Here is a 17639-nt window from a genome sequence, read left to right on the forward strand (position 1 = left end):
GATGACCGATGAGGAGGAAACAATGACTTTGCAACAGACCTCCACGCCCGCTTTGCGACGTCCGGCCAAACGCCGCGACAACAAGCGGCTCTGGCAGGAAATGGCGATGATCGCGCCTGCCTTTCTGCTTATGGCGATATTCCTGATCACGCCGTTTCTCTTGTCCTTCTGGACGGCGATGACCAACCAGCCGCTCGTGCCGCGCCCGACGCCGGTGCGCTTCGTCGGCCTCCTGAATTTCGAGCGCGTCTTCACCGATCCGCTGTTCTGGACCTCGCTGTGGAACGTTACGCGCTTCACCGTCTGGGTGCTGCCGCTACAGTGCGGCCTCGCCTTCCTGACCGCGCTACTCTTGCATCAGAAGCTGCCGATGCAAAACCTGCTGCGCGGCCTGTTCTTCCTGCCGGCGATCACCTCCATGGTGGTGGTCTGCGTCATCTGGGGCACGCTTTTCCAGTACCCGAGCGGCCCGCTCAACCAGATCGTCGGTTTCCTTTCCGGCGGCACGATTCAGCCAATCGACTGGATCGGCGACCCCAACTGGGCGATGTTCTCGATCGTGTTGCTTTCAGCCTGGCAGGCCTATGGCTTTCAGATGATCATCTATCTCGCCGGCCTGCAGGGCATTCCCGAAGAACTATACGATGCCGCCCGCATCGACGGGGCAAGCGCGCTGCGCCGCTTCTGGCACGTCACCATGCCCGGTCTTCGCCCGACCCATGTCTTCGTGCTGGTCATCACCACGATCCAGGCCTTCAAGCTCTATACGCAGGTGGCAATCCTCACCCAGGGCGGCCCGAACGAAAGCACCGAAACCGTTGTCCACTACATGGTGCGCGCCGGCTTCGAGGAGCAGAAACTCGGCTACGCATCGGCCGTGTCCGTCATCCTCTTCGTCATCGTTCTTCTGATCGCGCTCCTGCAACGCAAACTCCTGAGGCGCTTCGATGTCTGATCTCGCTTTGACCCAGCCCGTCCCGCTGGCAATCGCAAGGGGCGACGGCAAGAGAAGCCTGCGCATCGTGCAGAGTCTCTGCATCCTGGTCATCGCGCTGGTGATGATCTCGCCGCTGTTCATGCTACTGATCGCCAGCCTGAAGGACGACCGCTTCCGCATCCTCGCTGACATGGGCAGCTTCCGCGCCTTCTGGGTCAGCGACCCGACGCTGTCGAACTACAAGGAGGTCGCCCATTTCTCCGGCGAACTGGCCTATGGCCGATATCTCTTCAATTCGTTGGTGATCCTCGTCGCCACTGTCGTCTCCGGACTGGTCGTCAATTCCATGGCAGGCTTCGTTCTCGCCTGGGGCTCGCTGCGCGGCAAGGCGGCGCTCTTGGCGCTGGTCGTCGCGCTCTATGTCATCCCGCAGGAAAGCATCATCATGCCGCTCGTCGTCATGATGTCGCGGGCGGGGCTGACGGATACCTTCGCGGTGCAGATCCTGCCCTGGGTGGCAAGCCCGCTCTATGTCTTCCTCTTCTACCAGTTCTTCGCGCAGCTGCCGAAAGAACTCTATGAAGCGGCGGAAATGGATGGCGCGTCGACCTTCCGCATCTACCGGTCGATCTATATGCCGCTCAGCCTGCCGGCGCTCGCCACGGTCTCGATCCTCATGGGCATCGAAAGCTGGAACCAGTATCTCTGGCCGACGCTGGTCACCCAGACCGACTATGCACGGCCGATTGCCGTCGCCATCGCCACCTTCTTCGGACAGGACAGTATCTACTGGGACCGCGCCATGGCCGCCTCGGTGCTGATGATGATCCCGGTCCTCATTCTCTATCTGGCTTTCCAGCGCTGGTTCGTCAGTTCATTCGTCGGCTCCGCCGTGAAAGGTTGATCATGTCTCTGCAGGCAAAATCCGAAACGTCAGCGCCTGAAACCATTGAAGCGGGGCTGCCTGAAGGCACGGTGCTGCATCTCTGGCTGAAGGCGCGCCATGCCGGCGGCGAGGCGAAGCTCTTCGTCGCCGTTGATGGCAACGACATCGGCGAGCCCTCGACCCACCGCGCAGGGGAATTTGAGTTCTTCGCTGTGACGCTCGCGAAAGGCGGTCGTGCCACGCTGTCTTACGATGCGACAACCACAGCGCTCTCCGTCGCTTACGCCTTCCGGCCGGAAACCGTGATGAAGGAGGGCATCCGCGTCCTGCACAGCGATGCCCGCACCGCCGCCCCCGACGTGCCCGACAGCTACCATTTCCGCCCGCCTTTCGGCTGGATGAACGATCCGAACGGTTTTGGACGGTTCGGCGGAAACGCCCACCTCTTCTACCAGCATTATCCTCATGAGCCGCGCTGGAACACCATGCACTGGGGCCATGCCGTCTCGAAGGATTTCGTCCGCTGGACGCATTTGCCCATGTTCCTCTTCCCGGCGGCGCATCTATCGGAAAAGGACGATGGCCGCGGCGGCGCCTTCTCCGGCTCGGCGATCCCCGGCACCGGCCCGGAAGGCGAGGAGATCCGCGTCTTCTACACCGAGCATGTGCGTGACCGTCTACCGGAAGAGCAAATCCAGCTTTCCGCCGTCAGCCGCGACGGCATCGTCGCCGGCCCGTCGGAAATCGTGATGCCGCTGCGCCCGGAAGGCTTGAACCTCACCACCGATTTCCGCGACCCCTATGTCTTCAAAGGCCCGGACGGGCGCTGGAAGATGCTGCTCGGCAGCCGCGACAGGCAGGGCGGCGTCGTACTGCTCTATGAAACCGCAGACGCGCAAGGCGCCGATGGCTGGACCTTCCTCGGCATCCTCCATCGCGAGGACGGTTTCGGCATGACGGCGGCGGAATGCCCCTGCATGGTGCCGCTTTCCGGCAAAAACGCAGAAACCCGCTGGGCGCTGATCTTCGGTCTGCTCACCAGCCGCGACCCGGCCACCGGCCGCCGCAACCTCACCTCCGTCACCGTCGGTGGTTTCGATGGCCGCACCTTCGTCGCGGAATTCGTGCAGGAGTTGGATTTCGGTTCGGATGCCTATGCTTTCCAGGCCTTCGTTGATGGCGACGAGCCGGTCGGCATCGCCTGGCTCGCCAACTGGACGGATTTTTCCAAGAAGGACGATTTCCCGACGGCCATGACCCTGCCGCGCCGCATGTTTCTCGACGGCGACACCGTGCTGACCCCGCCGGTCGCAGCCGTCGAAAGCCTACGCCATCGGTTGCTGGACGACACCGCGCTTGCCGCCGGCAAGACCGTGCCGCTCGGCACCGGCGCCGTCGAGATCGTGCTTGATCTCACCGCGCCGGGCGCCGCCTTCGATCTCACCTTCGATCATCCGGATGTCGATCTAGGCGTGAAACTCGACGCCGATGGTCTGGCGATTGTCTTCGACGCCCGCACCGGTATGAGGCCGCCGCGTTACGTCGCCGCCGGCGCGAAACCGTCGAGCCTGCGCATCTTCCTCGATGCCGGCTCCATCGAGGTCTTCGCTGACAACGGTCGCTGGACGGGGTCCAAACGCATTCCGAGCTTTGCCGCCGCACGTTCGGCAACGCTCGCCGGCGCCGTCGCTGGGGCTGGCGTCTGGCAATTGAAACTGTGAGGGAGGACAGACAATGGCATCGGTAGCAATCGACCGGGTTCAGAAGCAATACGGCGCGGCCTCCGTTATCCACGGGGTTTCCGCAGATATCGAGGACGGTGAGTTCGTCACGCTCGTCGGGCCGTCCGGCTGCGGCAAGTCCACGCTTCTGCGCATGCTGGCGGGGCTAGAGGATATCAGCGGCGGTGAAATCCGCATCGATGGCCGCGTCATGAACGACGTCGCGCCGAAGGAGCGCGATATCGCCATGGTGTTCCAGTCCTACGCGCTCTATCCGCACATGACGGTGCGCGAAAATATGGGCTTTGCCCTGAAGCTGCAGGGGCGCGATAAGGCGACAATCAACAAGCTGGTGAGCGAGGCCGCCGGCATTCTCGCACTTGAACCCCTGCTGGAGCGCCTGCCGAAACAGCTTTCCGGCGGCCAGCGCCAGCGCGTCGCCATGGGCCGCGCCATTGTACGCCATCCGAAAGTGTTCCTCTTCGACGAGCCGCTGTCCAACCTCGACGCCAAGCTGCGGGTGACCATGCGCAGCGAGATCAAGGAGCTGCATCAGCGCCTTGGCACGACCATCGTTTACGTCACCCACGACCAGATCGAGGCGATGACCATGGCCGACAAGATCGTCGTCATGCGCGCCGGCCGCATCGAGCAGATCGGCAAGCCGCTCGATCTCTACGACCGCCCGGATAACACCTTCGTCGCCGCCTTCATCGGCTCGCCGTCGATGAACCTCTTCGAGGGCGGCATCAGCGACGGCGGCTTCCGTATCGGAGGTGGCGTTTCCCTGCCGCTTCCGCCGCGATTGAGCCAAAGCGCGGCGCGCACCTACGGCATTCGCCCTGAGGACCTCGAAATTGCGGAGACGGGCATTCCGGCCACCGTGCTGACTGTCGAGCCCACCGGTGCGGAGACCCATCTTTCGGTGCGTGTCGGCACGGAGACGGCAACCATCGTGCTGCACCGGCGGGTGGATTTAAAACCTGACCAGCAAATCCACCTCGCGCCCAAATCCGAGAAAGTCCACCTCTTCTCCGCCGAAGGCCGTCGGATAGACTGATCCCCCGGCCCCTCCTGCTGAGCCGCGTCCGTCATTTGACGGCCACGCCTGGTATCCTCGGACGGCTTCCGCGTTATCCAGACAGAGCACAGGTCGAAACGACGCTCGATGAAAAGGAGCTTCTTCGCGAAGAGGTACTTAACGCTCTGGAAATCCAAATAATACCGAGAATATGCATGGCAATGCCATCCAAAGTGGCCGTCACATACAGAATTCAAAACCCGAATCTATCAATGAACTTGAACCAAGCTCTGAAAAAGAGCAGGGCGAAAACTTGCGGGACGAGCCGCAGACACAGAGTATGAAGCGTGAAGGGCCAAAGCGTTGAACCGATTAACTCGTTTCCGTTGGGCATAGTTCTTCGAGCCCGCCCACAAATTTTGGACTAGGGGCCAAACGGCGGCATATCGCATTGGCGCGAGCTGATGACAGCCGCCCTGGTGGTCCGCTCAATGCTGGGCGTAAGCCCCTCAGCCGATGAGGAAGCTTGCGAAGCCATGGGTCCTCGAAATGCCGCGGCAGCGATGGCGTGCATTCTGGAACGCTCAAACTTACGTCACTCGTCGATGTCGCGACCGATTTCAGGAGCATTGGTAGCGCAGGGCTCGCCTCATGATACCGGAATAGGGGTTTGACGCTTATTCCGCGTGCTCGCAGGCGCGGGCTACGAGTGTGGGGTGCAAGACCACGAACCTCAGCGCCTGCGGGTAACTCGAGGAGGCCCGATGATTTTGCTGCAGGTGACGCTGCGACTAGCAGGAGGGCGGCAAAACCCCTCTATTGCCTACAGTAAGGATATGCTCTATATATCCCAGAGTATCTATATCATTCAGGATATGAAATGACGGAATGGACGGTCGACTTTCATGGTCGCTTCAAGAGTAGGTGACCGACCTTCCTGCCCATGTTCGGGTGGAGTTGCTGGCGTATTTGGTACTCCTGCGCCAGAAAGGCTTTCGACTGGGCCGTCCTGAGGTTGACACGCTCGGAGGTTCCAAACACGTGAACATGAAGGAACTACGTATCAAGGTATTGAAGGCTCAATGGCGGTTCGCCTTTGCTTTTGATCCCGAGCGAAAAGCCATCGTCCTTTGCGGCGGAGCGAAGAGCGGCATGAGCCAGAAACTCTTCTACAAAAGACTGATTGATCTGGCGGACAAACGATACGACGAGCACTTAAGCGAGTTGGATAAGAAACATGGATGACCTCGACAAGCTGATACAGACGCTTCCCGAAGCCGAACAGCACGCTGTTGCAAAGCGTGCTGAGGAACTTGTCACGGCGCACAATTTGCGAGAACTGCGGGCGCTCGCCGGACGGACGCAAGAACAGGTGTCTGCCGGGACCGGATTTAAGCAGACGAACGTCTCGAGGCTAGAAAAACGTGCGGATATGAAGCTTTCCACACTTCGCGAATACGTTGAGTCACTCGGTGGCACATTGAGGATCGTTGCGGATGTCGCGGGCAAGAAAGTCGATCTGTCCAGCATTGCTGAACGATCTCGGCACGGTTCAAAACTCTGATTGGCAACCGTCGATTGACGTAGCCCACATTGATGCTTGTTGGTTATGGAAATCAGCACCACAGCATCCGGGCGGCCCGCCTGCTTCGCCGCGTCGCGTTGTTAAAATAACTAGATGCCCGCTGAACCGAGCGATGGCGTAACTGTTCCATTGCCTCCGGGAGGGGAATACCGCGGTTGGCTGCCTCGGTGAGAAAACCAGACCGCAGCCCAGGCGGACCCTTCCCAACGAGCGCCGCAGCCAACTCATAGGCGGGAAAAGGCTGCCCAAAGTAATCTATCCGTTATTTTTGGGTGGCCAGCGCCTCGATCATCACGACCAGTCTTCGAAGGTGATCGCTTTGAAGTGCCTTGAGCGCCACGGCTATTCTTTCATGGAACAGCTCATCCGTCGTTCTGACGTTCTCCTCAGCGACGATGCAATCAATCTCGATAAAGAGATCGCGCTTCTCCGGGATCAGCTGGCGCGTAAGCTTCAAATACAGAATACACAATTAAAGAGGATGCTGCAGCGCTTTGAGCGCTGAGGCGTCCAATTACGGACAGTCCGCTCCAATTCCGTCACCAGCCTCGGGGCTTGTCGCACGCGCGGCTGAAATCAGCCGGGATGCCAATCGGCTGCTGTGTTACAGGAGGATTGAACAATGTCAGGCTCTCCATTGACGCGAGTAACGGTTGCGTGTGTATCTCCGTTCGCCGTTGGCACCCTGCCGAAAGCTGTGAACAGATCGCAGTTCCTCAGCAACTCGGAGGGAACCTGATCTGGAATGGAATAGCTTCGCGCTGTGTCTTCTCCGCCTGCAACCCCTCACTGCCCGCTAGGCGCTTTCAGAACGCGAGCGAACGGGTGCCAAAACACAAGCTGTTTAGGTTCTTCAGTCGGATGACGTGATATGGCTCTGACAGTTCTTGGGGCAGACGCGGGCGCATGCGCCGCAGCCGATACAACGGCCCGGATGATCGACAATCATCAGCAATCGCTCGACCTCATCGTCTGCTCCATCCCCGACGTCTACAATATCGCCTGAGTCGGTGATGCCGCCAAGGTGCATGACGTCACGCGAACAGACTTTGAAGCAGCGGCCACAGCCAATGCAGCTTGCGTCTATCTGGCTCAAATATTCGGGGAACCACCTAGACCCATCGCGGCTTACGAATGAAACCACCATCGTGTTCTCCGATGCAGTGAGTTCTGCTCCGGCCACGCCGGATAGAGCGTTGCTCTTGAGAGTCTTTTCGGAAACGTTGGGATCGACGGTGCGATACGGATGCTTTTCCTGTAAACAGGTCTCATTGAGCGTTGCCATGGTACCTCCTTCAGCCGTTTGAGCTTTTTCTGCATTGATGCTCCAGCGACACGAGTTGTCGTCCTTGCGTGAGAAGAATTTTCAATCGTCGTGCCAAAGTCGCCCAAAGATGGCGGGCGAAGTCGAGCGCGCTGGTATTTCATCTACTTAGACGCCAAAAAATAAGAGACTAAAAAAGAAACCAGGTGGCTGACGCCGCGGGGTAACCGCCCGATTGGCACCGCCTGCCGCCTAGCGCCCTGATGGCCTAAGACACGTGTTTAACGACGTCGTTAGCGACGTGTCTTAGGCGAGGATTGCGATGCGCGTTGAAATTCTTGGGCAGGAACGTCGACGGCGGTGGCGCGAAGACGACAAGCTTGCGATTGTCATGTCGGTTGGGGTTTCTGGAGCCACGATCACAGAGATTGCTCATCGTCATGATGTAACGCGGCAGCAGATATACGCCTGGCGTAGCGAGCTCAAGAAGAAGGGGCTGCTCCCGGTGTCTTCGAATGCATTGTTCATTCCCGTCGATCTGAATGCCGTGCAGAACGATGCCCCTGAATTGAGGGAGAGCTGCTCCGGGATGATTGAGCTACGATTGATCTGCGGCCGCACGCTTCGTTTCGAGAGTTCTATGGCTCCCGATGTCCTGACGCAGATTATCCGGGCAGTGGAAGCAGCATGATTGGGCCTGGGACCGGCGTTCGGGTGTATCTTGCGTGCGGGATCACGGACATGCGCAAGGGAGTAGAAGGCCTTGCCGCGCTTGCGCAGGATGTTTTGCGTCAGAAGCCGACTGGCGGCGCGGTCTTCGCCTTTCGCGGCAAGCGTGGCGATCGTTTGAAGCTGCTGTATTTTGATGGCCAGGGCTTCTGCCTGTATTACAAGATCTTGCAGAAGGGGCGGTTTCCTTGGCCTTCGGCATCCGACGGGACTGCCCGGCTGACGTCGGCCCAACTGGCGATGTTGTGGGAAGGGATCGATTGGCGTCGACCTGATTGGGGTGCGCCACCGGCCCGTGTCGGGTGATTTTATCCCACTGAAACCACTGGTTTTTATGGAAATTTATCCTGGCTCGTGGTAGTCAGGATCATGTCTAGCGCGACGACAAATCTTCCGGACGATCCAGCCTTTCTCAAGGCAATGATTGCCGCTTTGCAGGCGGAAAACGCGAAGATGTCGGCCACATTGCAAGCGCATGATCAGTTAATCCAAACGCTGCGGCTGCGCATTGCCAAGCTGAAGAAACAGGTCTTCGGCAAGTCCTCCGAAAAGATTGAGCGTGAAATCGAGCAGTTGGAACTAGCGCTTGAGGATCTGTTGATCGCCGCCGCTGAAGGCAGTACGGCGCCAATCGATGAACCTGATGAGGCGGCGTCTGTTGTTCCCTTGGCGGATACATCTGAAAAGATCATGCGCCGGCGCCCACGCGTCTCGGACAAGGCGGTTCGCGAGCGCCGAGAGCTCGATCCTGGCTCCTGCTGCCCGGAATGCGGAGGTGAATTGCGTCTTGTCGGTGAGGACGTCAGCGAAATCCTCGACATGATCGCCGCGCAGATGAAAGTCATCGAAGTTTCTCGACTGAAGAAGTCCTGCCGCTGCTGCGAGAAAATGGTGCAGGTGGCAGCACCCAGCCGCCCGATACCGGGCAGCATGGCCGGCGCTGGCCTCTTGGCGTACATTCTGGTCTCGAAGTTCGACGACCATTTGCCACTGTACCGTCTGAACGAGATCTTCGCCCGCATGGGCGCCGACATTCCCGACAGCACGATGGTTGATTGGTGTGGTCGCGCCATGCAGGTGCTTCAGCCTCTCAGCGAGCGGATCGAAACGGCGATTATGGCAAGTGACCTCCTTCATGCCGACGACACCCCGATCCGAGTGCTGGATCGCTCGCTGCGAGACAAGGGGTTGGGCAAGGGTGTGAAGAAGGGCAGGATCTGGACGTATGTCCGGGATCAACGTCCATGGGTGGGGACTTCCCCGCCCGGTGCAGTCTACTATTTTGCTCCTGACTGGAAAGAAGAGCACGTCCACCGCCACCTCAAGCAATCAAGCGGCATCCTTCAGGCTGACGGCTACAAAGGATATGGCAAGCTATACTCGCCTGGAGAGAATGGAACATCTCGCTTCAAGGAAGCCGCCTGCTGGGCTCATTGGCGACGAGACTTCCACGATATCTGGACATCAAACAAGTCCGAGATCGCGCGAGAGGCTCTCGATCGCATCGGAGCGCTTTACGACATCGAGCGTGGCATCAATGGGCAGCCTCCTGAGATCCGGCTTGCCGCGCGTCAGACCCAGAGCAAGCCTAAGGTCGATGCATTCCGCCACTGGGCTGAAGCTCAACTCACGCGCATTCCGGGCAAAAGCGATCTGGCGACAGCTTTCCGCTACGGATTGAGCCGATGGTCTTCGCTCTGTCTGTTCCTCGAAGACGGTCGCGTTGCGATCGACAACAATGCCGCCGAGCGGGCACTGCGGCCGATAGGCGTGGGAAGACGGAACTGGCTCTTCGCGGGAGCCGATACGGGAGCGGAGACCTTGGCACGCGCCATGACGATCATCGAGACGGCAAAGATGAATGGTCTTGACCCGCAAGCCTATCTGACTGACGTGCTCGATCGCATCCACGATCACAAGATCAATCGACTCGACGAACTCCTTCCGTGGAACTGGTCGACGATCACCGCAATCGACGCAAAGGCAGCCTGATGGCGACAGTCACCTACGTCCGTACGATCAAATTTGTTGCCGAAATTCTCGAAGAGGACCCGGAACTTCTTCAGGCAATCGTCTCCAACGATGATAATCTGAGCTACGGCAGCATCATCTCCGTGTACACCGGAGACGACGAATCCGTGACCGCACTGACGGACGACGGCATGGACGAATTGGAGCAGATGCTCAAAGACGCCCGCCGCTCACCCCAAGAATGGAACGACTTCCTCGACAGCTTTGTTGACGACGAGCTGCTCGTCGCTCGCATCAAAGCAAAATCGCCGCGGTAGCAATCGGGCGGTTACGCCGCGGGATGTCGTGACAATTTTGTATACTGTGTCTTATGGATGTCGTCGCGTACACAATCCGCCTCGTTGAGTGCGGAACGAAAAATACACGTCCAAGACGAACACGAGCCTCTTGAGTGGCCTCCTTATATTGGTCGGCCCTCACGGAGGGGCCAATATTCCCTTATGGCTAACTCAGCGGGAATGGGCCCCACCCGGAAATAGGTTCGAAGGAACAGCCGAATGACAGTCAAAAACCCATCACATGGACGAACGACGATTTTCCCGATGTGGGCGCGTCCAATGTAGCAGCTTCGATTGAGTTCCGATCTTTTACAGGAGCTTTCCGTTTAAGCGACCGAAAGCCTTCTGGCGACTAACGATGTGCGAAGCTTCATGGCCGGCTTTTCAATCAGCGCCCATGATAGAGCGGCTAATGCCACGGTCCCGACCGGCTCGACGATCCAAAGCCACCAGTGGCCGACCCATCCGATGCCGATCAGCGTGTGCATGACGAGCATATGGTAGAGGTAGATCCCGTAAGACAGATCCTGCCCGCGCAAAAGGTTAGGGCGCGGAACTGAGTACGCTGCTGACAGGACTAGACCGGCAAGAATAGCGATTCGGAATGCATCGACAGGCGCCGCATTGTTGATAGAGATGAATGTAGCGGACGTCCCTGCTACCCACGACGTTATCGCGAGATGAGTTGCCAGCCACCACAAGAGCTTCCCCTCAAAGATCCTGCTTACGCGATGCCAGTAAAGCCGAGCAAGAACTCCCATCGAAAAAATCCAGAAAGTCGGGCCCACTGTCACCGACAGGAACGGATTGTACCTATCAGTTATGTTGAAGTGCTGCGCCATGACCCAAGACCCGAGAGCGGCGACGGCAACGACTAGCGCTCCTGCTCGTTTCCACCGCCGCCAAAATTCCAGCAGCGTTGGCAGGGTGAGGTAGAATGTCAGTTCCACCGTCAGCGTCCACAGCACCCCACTTGGGTCCGAGACGCCGTAAAAGCCGCTCAACGTGTAGGGCTCGTAGGTGAAGTAGACGGCCCAGATTCGTGCAGCGGTCAGGATGTATACCGTGAAGTAAGACAGATACTGCAAGGTGCCAGTGACATTTAATCCCCCAGTTACCAGCAGGGCAAATTCCATCAGGGCGATGTTGACGAACAGTGCAGGAAAGATCCGGAGCGACCGCTTAACAAAAAAAGAGGCCGCAGAAGATGAGCGAATATAAGAATCTGTTACTAGAAAGCCGCTGATTACAAAGAAGATCGCAACACCCGGTGTAGAAAACAACAGATTGAAGGCCGCTGTGCCGTTCAAAGAATCGCCCAGGTGAAGCCAATTCCACGCGTGGCTGAACATCACTTGGCAGGCGGCAAAGAGCCTTAACAGGTCAAAGTTGTTCCGGTGGCCGGATGAGTGTTCATTGGATGGTCCCATGATGTCCATTAGCCGGCAGATGCCGCGCAACCTTTCGGCGTTGTATTGAGAACAGAACTCAGGTGTGGCGGTGGACGGCTTAATTGTCTGCAGCCAAGACGGTGTAATTGCCGCTTCTCGAGGACCAGATGGCCTGTCGTCGAGGGAGAGAGCCGTTTGCGCCGTGGTGACTGATTTCGCCCAATGCCGCCTGCGGATAAAAACCCGAGCGGCATTGGCATCCCCCGTCAGATCGTTTGCCCTCGTTGGTCAACAACATCAATGAGTACTACCTATGGCTTGGATCAGCTATGAGACGTCTTTGGCCGATCTTTTGGATCAAACTGAACAATCGTGATCCAATTGGCAGTGAGTGCGGGCCGGTTCTCGTTTTCGATCTCGACAGTCACCTCGTAGGTCGTCACCAGCATGCTTGAGCCCCGAAAACGGCAGTCAGACAATACGAAGCGGCCGCGTACGCGGCTGCCAGTCTTAACGGGCGACATGAAGCGCACGTTGTCGAAGCCGTAGTTGAGGCCCATTGACTGCTCGCGAATTTTTGGCATTCCGCTGAAATTCATCACCGACAACAGCGAGAGTGTCAGGAAACCATGAGCGATCGTTCCGCCGAACGGGCTTTCCGCCGCAGCGCGTTCGGGGTTCACATGAATGAACTGATGGTCATGCGTTGCATCCGCGAAGAGATCGACTGTTGATTGATCGATCATGATCCACTCGGATCTTCCAACTTCCTGGCCAACTCGCCCAGACACATCCGCGAGCGAAATTTCATTCATACGACCTCACTTATTCTAAATTTCAATGGAAAAGTTTCGGTATTTGCCCGAAATCGTGCTAGCTCCAGGAGCTATGTAATTATTCGACAGTGACCGATTTTGCGAGATTGCGCGGCTGGTCGACATCGGTTCCTTTGGTGACCGCCACGTAGTAGGCAAGCAGCTGTAGAGGTAGAGAAAAGATGATGGGGGCGATTATTTCCTCGACATCCGGCAGCACGAGCGTGTGAATGGTATCGAGCTTCGAACGCGCAGCTCCGCTCTCATCGGTGAGAAAAATGACGCGGCCGCCGCGTGCGGCGACCTCCTGCATGTTGGAGACGGTCTTGTCGAAGAATCGATCATGTGGCGCGATAATGATGACGGGCATGTTTTTATCGACAAGCGCGATCGGGCCGTGCTTCAGTTCGCCGGCGGCATAGCCTTCAGCGTGGATATAAGAAATTTCCTTGAGCTTTAGCGCGCCTTCCATCGCCAAAGGGAAACTAGTGCCGCGGCCGAGAAAGAGCGCGTGAGAGTATCCCGAAAGTTCCTTCGACAGGAGTTCGATCTTTGGCCGAATGTTCCGCAGCACCCGCCTCATGATGCGCGGCATTTCTATTAAGCTCATGACCAGTTGCCGCTCCTCGTCCTCGGTGATAGTACCGCGCGCCTTGCCTGCACTGATCGCCAGAGCAGCAAGAACTGCGAGCTGGCAAGTGAACGCCTTGGTCGAGGCGACCCCGATTTCAGGACCTGCAAGGATCGGGAAGATGACATCGGCTTCTCGGGCAATGGTCGACTCGCTTATATTGACGACGGCGCCGACCTTCAGCCCGTGTGCCTTGCAATATCGCATTGATGCTAGCGTGTCGGCGGTTTCACCGGACTGCGAGATGAAAAGCGCCGCCGCATGTGGCGACAGGGGGATATCGCGATAGCGGAACTCTGAAGCGACATCGATTTCCACTGAAAGGCGTGCGTAGCGTTCGAACCAGTACTTGCCGATCAGGCCTGCCAAATAGGCAGTGCCGCATGCGGAGATCACAAGGCTACTCACGTTTGCAAAATCCATTTCCGTTGATACTTGGACCGCCCGGTGGCTGGCAATATCGATGTAGCGGGCAAGAGCTCCGGCTATGACCTCGGGCTGTTCGTAGATCTCCTTCTCCATGAAGTGGTCATAGTTACCCTTGGTCACTCGGTCGGCTGAAGCCATCGAGGTGTGTCGAGGGCGTGTGACGACCTTGCCCTCACTGTCGAAGATCCTGAAGTCTGTTTTCTCGATCACGGCCCAGTCGCCGTCGACCAGGTAGGTAACTTCGTTGGTCAAGGGAGCAAGCGTGATAGGGTCGGAGCCTAGAAACATTTCCCCATCGCCATGACCAATCACCAGCGGAGGTCCATTGCGCGCCGCCATGATAGTGGATGGGTCATCTTGGAAAATTATTGCAAGGCTGAAGGCCCCCTTCAGACGCTTCAGCATCGCATGCATAGCCTCTTGGCTACTCATACCCTCGCGACAGGATTTTGCGAGGAGATGCGCGACGACCTCGCTATCGGTGCTCGTCTCGAAATCCGCACCAGACGCCTCCAGTTCGGCCTTCAGCTCCGCGAAGTTTTCGATGATACCATTGTGAACGACAGCAATACCGTCGACAATATGGGGGTGAGCGTTTCGTTCTGTCGGCGCCCCATGAGTAGCCCAGCGGGTGTGGCCGATGCCAATGATCCCGTCTAGCGGCTGTTGCTTTAGCCTCATTTCGAGATTGACGAGCTTGCCCTGCGCACGGCAGCGCTCCAAATTGCCCTCGGAGATCGTGGCAACGCCAGCGGAGTCATATCCGCGGTACTCCAGACGCTTTAGCGCGTCGAGCAGTCGCTGCGACACCGGGTGCCGCCCGACGATGCCCACAATCCCACACATTGATTTGTCTCCGTTCGGTGTGCCAAAGGACGCAGGTATGATGCTTTCCATCGCGACCCATTTGAGGACCTTCTAATCTCACTCTCAGAGATATTTAAAATCGATTGTTGTGATCGCTGTCATCCAAACGATGGATGCGCTGCCCGTGAGGCCTTTAGGCAATTTGTACTCGCGGGAATATCACGAGTCCTCACACCAACCCTACATTGATGGTGAGACCTGCATCTTCTCAGCCGAGCCCAGCTTTCACCGGTCCGGCGAGACGTGCAAAGGCCACACCCTGTGCATTCGTCGGAAGACTTTAGGTTGCCGCGTTGCCGTTAATACCAAAATCTACCGAACCCCAGCCGCGCATCCACTTGGTGGCAATGTGAGCCCGACTGTGGGGTGACATGCAGAGCCTGGGAAATGGCGTCCTCAGGCTTGCGTCAGCGCTTCAACCGAGCCGGATTTCCCATGGCCTTTTCCCCTGCGGGTATATCGCGGGTGACTACGCTTCCGGCGCCGATGACGGCGTTGTCGCCGATCGTCACCCCTGGGAGGATAATTGCTCCACCACCAATCCAGACGTCTTTGCCAATCCGGACAGGCCGACCTAGCTGCAGACCAGCCTGCCGCTGCTCGGGATCATGCGGATGGTCGGCGGTGTAAATCTGCACAGCCGGTCCGACTGCTGTCCCAGCACCGATCGTCACTTCTGCTACGTCAAGGATTACGCAGTTGAAATTAATGTAAACGTAGGCACCAAGCCTGATGTTGAAGCCGTAGTCGCAATGAAATGACGGACGGATGACGGCTCCAGTTCCGACCTCTCCTAGTCGCTCCAGAAGAAGTGCGTTCCAATGCTCGGCCGTACTTCCCAGTGTATCATTGTATCTCTTCAGCCAAGCTCCCGTGGCCAACAGGTCCGTCTGAATCTCCTCGTCCGCGGGGTTGTACATCTCGCCCGCCAGCATCTTTTCTTTTTGAGTGCGTGTCATTGTCTGTTCTCAGTTCGCGTTCATGGATGAAGTTGTTAGTCCCCTGACGCCCGGCTTGAACGAGGTTCAGATAGCTCCTCTTCTCGACGCTCAACATCGCATGGCGCAGAAGAGAAGTCCCGGCAGGAAAACGGTCGACAACGCGGCGCTTGCGTGGTCCAGAGGCTCGTTCGACAGCAGTGGATTGAAAGTGGCAGTGACTAGCCTCACCCCGCCTTGCGAGCAATCCCCGGCGAGCGGTTGTGGGCTAATCATTGGTGCGAATTGACCTACATTCGTAACGGCACGCCAGTTAGCTTCTCTCCAGCGGCACCACCCTCGCGGTTGCAGCTGGAACCATTCCGGCCACACCGTCCGCCTTTTCACACTTGTCTGAATGCCAGGACGGCGTTGGTGCCTCCCATGGCGAACGCATTGCTCATCGCCACACGCACCTTGCGCTCACGAGGGACATTGGGCGTGACGTCGAGATCGCACTGGGGGTCAGGCTCACGATAGTTGGCGGTGGGCGGTATGACACCTTCTTGGATCGCCATGACGCAGGCAATCATTTCAAGTGCGCTGGCGGCACCCAGGCAATGGGCGTGCATGGACTTGGTGGAGGAGACGGACATCTGAAAAGCGTGGTCTCCGAAGACGCGCTTGATCGCGGCCGTCTCCATCTCGTCATTCGCAACGGTGCCGGTCCCGTGCGCGTTGAGGTAGTCTACATCGTCCGGGTTCAGCTCGGCATCGGCGAGGCAGCTGCGCATTGCGGCCTCGGGTCCCTCGATGGACGGCATGACGATGTCGTAGGCATCGCCGGAGAGTCCTATTCCGGCAACCTCGGCAAGCATAGTCGCACCGCGGGCAGCGGCGTGCTCGTAGCTTTCCAGGACAGCCATTCCGGCACCCTCGCCAAGGACAACACCTTTTCTGTCGGCGGAGAACGGGCGACAGGTATCAGGGGCAAGCACGCGCAGTGCTTCCCATGATTTCAGGACTCCCCAAGTGAGCGGCGCATCGCTTCCCCCGGCAAGCATGACGTCTGCACGGCCCAGCCTGATCTGATCTACCGCGGAAGCGATGGCATGGTTCCCCGCCGCGCAGGCGGAGGTGACGCCGAAGACGGGGCCGCGCAGGCCGAGATAAATGCTGACCTGGCCGGCAGCCGCGCTTGGCATTCCCTTCGGTGCTGTGAAAATGCGCGCGCGGGTCACTCCGTCTAGAAGGATACTGCGGTAGGTTTCTTCAATCGTTCCCCAGCCAGGCCCGCCGACGCCCATCGCGGCGCCGTAGCGGTGGGCATTCTGTTCATTGGAGGAAAGCCCGGCCTGTCGCATGGCTTCGGTTGCAGCAATCACTGCGAGCAGGCTGAAGCGGTCCATAGAGACAAGCTGTTTGCGCGGGATGTCGTGTGTTGGAATCGCCTTGATCTCGGCACCGACCGTGCCTTCCATATCATAAAGATCAGTCGTGATGATCGGGCTGATTGCAGAGCGGCCGTCGCGCATTTCTTTCCAAATTGATGAAGCGTTCGTTCCTAATCCGCATATTCCGCCTATCCCCGTGATTACGACGCGCCTGTCCATCACGCCTCCTTCGCGATCAAACCGCGAACGGCTTCGACGACATCGCCGATATTTTTCAGATTAGACCAAGCATCGGCCGTGTTCATCTCGATCCTGATACCGTAGGCCTGCTCCAGGTCCCAGAGCACATCGGCCAAAGCCAGTGAATCGATGCCAAGGGAGGTCAATTCGCTATCAGCGGTGATTTCTCCGATTGCTACAGGAATCCTCCCGCCATTTTCTGATTGGGCGAGATTTTTGATTGCAGCAATAATTTCTACTGTGAGCTGATCGGCCATCGTGTTCCTTTCCATCATTCCAGTGAGTCCTGAACGCGGCGCACAGCCGGGCAGAGCAAGGCTTGAGCGCGTTCGATGCTCCTGCGGGAGGGGTTGGCCCCCGTCTGGTCTGTGCTATGGAGCATGCTGAAGGATCGGTAAAATTGATTGATTGGATCGGAAGCATCCGCAGTATGGATGATGCAATGAGCCACGCGCATCATTCGCTTCCGCCGTTGTTCATGTGGCGCTCAGATGAAGCGCGAG

General features: G+C 58.0%; 19 protein-coding genes and 1 pseudogene. 11 read left to right on the forward strand and 9 right to left on the reverse strand.

The window, feature by feature from the left end:
- Nucleotides 1-22 precede the first annotated feature (22 nt).
- The 7 genes from AC245Y_RS26320 (at nt 23) to AC245Y_RS26350 (ending at nt 6129) form a co-directional block, all read left to right on the forward strand.
- Nucleotides 23-955, forward strand: coding sequence for a carbohydrate ABC transporter permease (locus AC245Y_RS26320; protein ID WP_017995957.1), 933 nt, complete (start codon nt 23-25; stop codon nt 953-955).
- A complete protein-coding gene (locus tag AC245Y_RS26325; protein ID WP_003562168.1) occupies nt 948-1841 on the forward strand; it encodes a carbohydrate ABC transporter permease in 894 nt (297 codons plus the stop codon). Before AC245Y_RS26320 ends, AC245Y_RS26325 begins: the two co-directional genes overlap by 8 nt.
- Nucleotides 1842-1843: 2 nt before the next feature.
- The gene (locus AC245Y_RS26330) at nt 1844-3544 is read left to right on the forward strand and encodes a beta-fructofuranosidase (RefSeq protein ID WP_017995956.1); all 1701 of its coding nucleotides are present in this window, start codon (nt 1844-1846) and stop codon (nt 3542-3544) included.
- A 13-nt stretch (nt 3545-3557) separates the two neighbouring features.
- On the forward strand, nt 3558-4604 hold the full coding sequence (locus AC245Y_RS26335; protein ID WP_017995955.1) for an ABC transporter ATP-binding protein: 1047 nt from the start codon (nt 3558-3560) through the stop codon (nt 4602-4604).
- A gap of 452 nt (nt 4605-5056) precedes the next feature.
- A complete protein-coding gene (gene repC, locus AC245Y_RS26340; RefSeq protein WP_487762876.1) occupies nt 5057-5239 on the forward strand; it encodes a replication initiation protein RepC in 183 nt (60 codons plus the stop codon).
- A 250-nt stretch (nt 5240-5489) separates the two neighbouring features.
- The gene (locus AC245Y_RS26345) at nt 5490-5810 is read left to right on the forward strand and encodes a type II toxin-antitoxin system RelE/ParE family toxin (protein WP_017995953.1); all 321 of its coding nucleotides are present in this window, start codon (nt 5490-5492) and stop codon (nt 5808-5810) included.
- A complete protein-coding gene (locus tag AC245Y_RS26350) occupies nt 5803-6129 on the forward strand; it encodes a helix-turn-helix domain-containing protein (protein ID WP_017995952.1) in 327 nt (108 codons plus the stop codon). Before AC245Y_RS26345 ends, AC245Y_RS26350 begins: the two co-directional genes overlap by 8 nt.
- Nucleotides 6130-6181: 52 nt before the next feature.
- On the opposite strand, the pseudogene AC245Y_RS26355 reads toward AC245Y_RS26350, so the two are convergent.
- The 3 genes and pseudogenes from AC245Y_RS26355 to fdxB form a co-directional block, all read right to left on the reverse strand.
- Nucleotides 6182-6340: pseudogene (locus tag AC245Y_RS26355) on the reverse strand (integrase); the annotation flags it as partial.
- Nucleotides 6341-6412: 72 nt separating this feature from the next.
- Nucleotides 6413-6607, reverse strand: a complete 195-nt coding sequence (locus AC245Y_RS26360) for a hypothetical protein (RefSeq protein WP_157628361.1) — start codon at nt 6605-6607, stop codon at nt 6413-6415.
- Between the two features lie 396 nt (nt 6608-7003).
- Nucleotides 7004-7297 carry a ferredoxin III, nif-specific gene (gene fdxB / locus AC245Y_RS26365; protein WP_080635495.1) on the reverse strand — a complete coding sequence of 98 codons (294 nt, stop codon included), beginning with the start codon at nt 7295-7297 and terminating at the stop codon, nt 7004-7006.
- 439 nt (nt 7298-7736) lie between these two features.
- Here fdxB and tnpA point away from each other — a divergent pair, with 439 nt between their 5' ends.
- From tnpA to AC245Y_RS26385, 4 genes are all read left to right on the forward strand, one after another.
- Nucleotides 7737-8105 (forward strand): IS66-like element accessory protein TnpA, encoded by a 369-nt coding sequence (gene tnpA, locus AC245Y_RS26370; protein WP_003557134.1) that lies wholly within the window; start codon nt 7737-7739, stop codon nt 8103-8105.
- Nucleotides 8102-8449, forward strand: a complete 348-nt coding sequence (gene tnpB / locus AC245Y_RS26375; RefSeq protein WP_003554417.1) for an IS66 family insertion sequence element accessory protein TnpB — start codon at nt 8102-8104, stop codon at nt 8447-8449. The genes tnpA and tnpB overlap by 4 nt, the downstream gene beginning before the upstream one ends.
- Before the next feature lie 63 nt (nt 8450-8512).
- Complete coding sequence (gene tnpC, locus AC245Y_RS26380) at nt 8513-10135, forward strand: IS66 family transposase (protein ID WP_017996994.1); 1623 nt, start codon at nt 8513-8515, stop codon at nt 10133-10135.
- A complete protein-coding gene (locus AC245Y_RS26385) occupies nt 10135-10431 on the forward strand; it encodes a hypothetical protein (protein ID WP_003554972.1) in 297 nt (98 codons plus the stop codon). The genes tnpC and AC245Y_RS26385 overlap by 1 nt, the downstream gene beginning before the upstream one ends.
- Before the next feature lie 347 nt (nt 10432-10778).
- On the opposite strand, the gene nodX is transcribed toward AC245Y_RS26385, so the two are convergent.
- The 6 genes from nodX to AC245Y_RS26415 all read right to left on the reverse strand — a co-directional run bounded on the left by nodX (nt 10779) and on the right by AC245Y_RS26415 (nt 17393).
- On the reverse strand, nt 10779-11882 hold the full coding sequence (gene nodX / locus AC245Y_RS26390) for a nodulation protein NodX (protein ID WP_026157670.1): 1104 nt from the start codon (nt 11880-11882) through the stop codon (nt 10779-10781).
- 284 nt (nt 11883-12166) lie between these two features.
- A complete protein-coding gene (locus AC245Y_RS26395; RefSeq protein ID WP_012755321.1) occupies nt 12167-12658 on the reverse strand; it encodes a MaoC family dehydratase in 492 nt (163 codons plus the stop codon).
- Between the two features lie 79 nt (nt 12659-12737).
- Entirely contained in the window at nt 12738-14564 is a 1827-nt protein-coding gene (glmS, locus tag AC245Y_RS26400) for a glutamine--fructose-6-phosphate transaminase (isomerizing) (protein ID WP_017996992.1), read from the reverse strand.
- Nucleotides 14565-14992: 428 nt separating this feature from the next.
- Nucleotides 14993-15544, reverse strand: coding sequence for a sugar O-acetyltransferase (locus tag AC245Y_RS26405; RefSeq protein WP_017996991.1), 552 nt, complete (start codon nt 15542-15544; stop codon nt 14993-14995).
- A 362-nt stretch (nt 15545-15906) separates the two neighbouring features.
- The gene (locus AC245Y_RS26410) at nt 15907-17115 is read right to left on the reverse strand and encodes a beta-ketoacyl-[acyl-carrier-protein] synthase family protein (RefSeq protein ID WP_017996990.1); all 1209 of its coding nucleotides are present in this window, start codon (nt 17113-17115) and stop codon (nt 15907-15909) included.
- The gene (locus tag AC245Y_RS26415) at nt 17115-17393 is read right to left on the reverse strand and encodes a phosphopantetheine-binding protein (RefSeq protein WP_012755326.1); all 279 of its coding nucleotides are present in this window, start codon (nt 17391-17393) and stop codon (nt 17115-17117) included. Before AC245Y_RS26415 ends, AC245Y_RS26410 begins: the two co-directional genes overlap by 1 nt.
- Nucleotides 17394-17639: the final 246 nt, after the last annotated feature.

The sequence above is a fragment of the Rhizobium sp. SRDI943 genome, from assembly GCF_057653695.1.